At 54.2% G+C, this 2,972-nt stretch carries 2 protein-coding genes and 1 pseudogene; all 3 read left to right on the forward strand.

What is annotated here, in order from left to right; all coding sequences use genetic code 11:
• Window positions 1-550: pseudogene (locus tag BZK42_RS28835) on the forward strand (STY4528 family pathogenicity island replication protein); the annotation flags it as partial.
• A 319-nt stretch (window positions 551-869) separates the two neighbouring features.
• On the forward strand, window positions 870-1,928 hold the full coding sequence (locus BZK42_RS27655; RefSeq protein ID WP_080861522.1) for a PFL_4669 family integrating conjugative element protein: 1,059 nt from the start codon (window positions 870-872) through the stop codon (window positions 1,926-1,928).
• An 8-nt stretch (window positions 1,929-1,936) separates the two neighbouring features.
• The coding region (locus tag BZK42_RS27660) for a DNA topoisomerase (protein ID WP_158083408.1) at window positions 1,937-2,972 on the forward strand (1,036 nt) is incomplete at its 3' end.

The raw sequence follows: 2,972 nt of genomic DNA on the forward strand, positions 1-2,972 counted from the left end.
CCGGAAACCGGACTGCAATAACGTACGTTCTTTTACACAGGAACAGATTAAAAAAACGTACGTATGCGCCGGGGATGAAAATGCGCCACCTGGTGGTTCCGTTACCGTTCCTGCCGAAAGCGTCCCGTCAGGATTTGTGTGGCCGGAAGGACTGCAGCAACTGCTGCCGGCGGGTGAGCAGGCGATGCTGGCGACGCAACTGCAGCATCTGCGTCAGCGCAGCCCTGAACTGGCGGATGGCGTGATGACGACAGTGATAACCGGTGTTCGTGAGGGGAGGGTTAACAACCCAGTGGGTTACCTGCTGACACTGCTGCGCCAGGCGCGGGAAGGGAAGTTCCGTCTGCCGGAAGGGGCGGTGAAATCAGGGTTTATAACGTCATCACCACTGATGTCAACGCCAGTCGTGGCGACCCGTCCCGGCCATGCCGGGGCTCTGAATGTCAGTGATGAGCATGCAGTGGAAGAGGTGTTTGTTCCTGCGCCGAAGGAGCTTGTTGCCGCGAAACTGGCAGAGGCCCGTGCCATGCTGCAGGCGAATCGCCGCTAAATGAAACTGAATACTACAGGAGACATTGACAGAAACATATTGTTTAAAAAATGAGCTTGTTGAGCGGCTCAACAAGTACAAAAAATAACCAACAGGTGGCGCGAAGTATTCCTTCAGGTACGAATGAATGTGAATTGTTCAAAAAGCGACCTTGTTGAGTGGTTCGGAATTGTTCTGATGCCATTACTCGTTAGAGCTGTTTTGTTGTTTATTTTTTTGAAACTTTTTTGTTGCATTCGGATAATGAATTGTATGTTGAGCCCCGAGTGATTTTTCAGCAACCATTCAGGTTCTCTCTTTATTACAGGACAGAACGGTTATGAATGAGAATGAAAATGCCGGTAAAAACGTATCTCCTGCATCCCCTGATACAGAGTCGGAGCGTGATAATGAAAACAACCGGTTACACAGTGGGGCATTGCGCTCATCACTGACCATAGAGCTCCATACCCGACACGCCATTCAGCTGTGGCAGGGACGTGAAGGTTATGAAAAACGCAAAGGCGAGAAAGGGGGCAGGAAAAAGGGCAGAAAGTGGCGCATTATCGGTATGCCGTTCTTTCTTCATCTCGTCACTGTCATGAGCGACGCCACCCGCAGGGACGATCCTTTTGCAGATGAACGGATGCTGAAGCTGGAAACGCTGTTTGCCGAAGGGGATGCGCTGGTTGGCTCCATGATCAGGGAACTTGATAGTGTACTGCACGATCTGCCCCGTCGGATATCCCTGTCTTCGGTAGGTTCTGTGTCGCCCGTGAATATCGGTGTGTTCAGTAGTACACCTGTCGGATACCGCTGTGTGTGGTTACTGGTTGGTTTCGACCAACTGGCCATGCTGGCGAGCCAGGCGTGGCACTATGGTCTGATTTCCCATACCCAAAGAGAAAAATATCTGAACGGTGCCAGTGCCGCGGTCAGACGTGTGTTTGGCATTGCTCTGGGGTACAGAAGAACGGGGGTCACCCGTATGGATGTGCTGAAAAACACGCCACTGGCGCAGGAGGCAGAACGGGTAATGGGGCCCGTCAGTGAGGATGTTTTGTGGGGCCGGAAACGTTCTTCCTGGTCTCCGCCGCTTGGTCGTGCCCGTATAGAGGCGATGAGTAAAGGTTCCGGGGATGAAATAAAGGCGAAAGAAGCTGCTATCACTGGCGGAACGGGTGATAACCCTGTACGGGGTAACACTGAACAGGTATCAGATTGTGAGGGTTCATCTGAATTGCGGGATGCACCGGTACTGTCGCAGACGCAGGCGGAAGAAGCCATCGCACAGGATGACAGGAGGGGCGAGCTGGCGGATGAGGTTGACATTGATACTGACATTGATATTGATGGTTTGTCTGTGCTGCTGCCCCCTGCTGATGCTGAACCGGAGTAAGTCACGGTATGCGTCTTTTTCTATGTGAGAAGCCCTCCCAGGCACGGGATATTGCGAAGTTCATTGGTGCCACTCAGCGCGGTGAGGGCTTTCTGTCGGGAACCGGTGTCATTGTCACCTGGGCCAGGGGACACCTGCTTGAGCAGGCTGAACCCGGGGCCTACGGTGAGCAGTACGGTAACCCCTGGCGAATGGAGGTGCTTCCGCTGATACCGCAGCAGTGGAAACTGGAGGTGAAAAAAGAGGCCCGAGCCCAGTTTGCGGTGATTAAACGTCTTCTTAAACAAGTGGATGAGGTGGTGATAGCTACCGACGCCGACCGGGAAGGCGAGGTGATTGCGCGGGAGTTGCTGGAATACTGCCGTTTTCAGGGACGGGTATACCGGCTATGGCTGTCCGCGCTGGATGATGCCAGTATTCGTGCCGCACTGGCAGACATATGGCCGTCTGAGAAAACGGAAGCGCTTTACCGCGCCGGTGTTGGTCGGGGCCGGGCGGACTGGGTTACCGGGATGAATCTGACGCGTCTTTACACCCTGAAGGCCAGGGAGGCAGGCATCAGCGGGGTCATGTCCGTTGGTCGGGTGCAGACGCCGACACTGGCCATTGTGGTCCGGCGCGACCTTGATATTGAGAATTTTATCCCGAAGCCTTATTCCGACGTTATTGTCACGCTGGTTTCTGACAATATTGCTTTTCCTGCAAAATGGGTGGCGGCGGCACAGTACTGTGATGAAGAGGGCCGCTGTGTTCAGCCGGGGATAGCCGCGCAGGTGGTGCAGTTATGCCTTCAGACAGCGTCAGCGACGGTGATTGAGTGTCAGACGAAACGACAGAAAAAGTCCTCTCCCCTGGCGTTCAGCCTGGGCTCCCTGCAGCAGGCCTGCGCAGAAAAATTTGGCATGCCGGCACAGACTGTGCTGGACATTGCCCAGAGTCTGTATGAAACCCACAAACTTACCACCTATCCGCGAACGGACTGTGGTTATCTGCCGGTATCGATGCGGAACGAGATTCGCGAGGTGCTGGCTGCCCTGATGCAGA

Origin of the sequence: Citrobacter braakii (assembly GCF_002075345.1) — a bacterium.
Classification (GTDB): Bacteria; Pseudomonadota; Gammaproteobacteria; order Enterobacterales; family Enterobacteriaceae; genus Citrobacter; species Citrobacter braakii.

What these genes read in the sequence shown, in the direction of transcription:
- BZK42_RS27655 (WP_080861522.1), top strand. Translation starts at nt 870, where the DNA reads ATGAATGAGAATGAAAATGCCGGTAAAAACGTATCTCCTGCATCCCCT.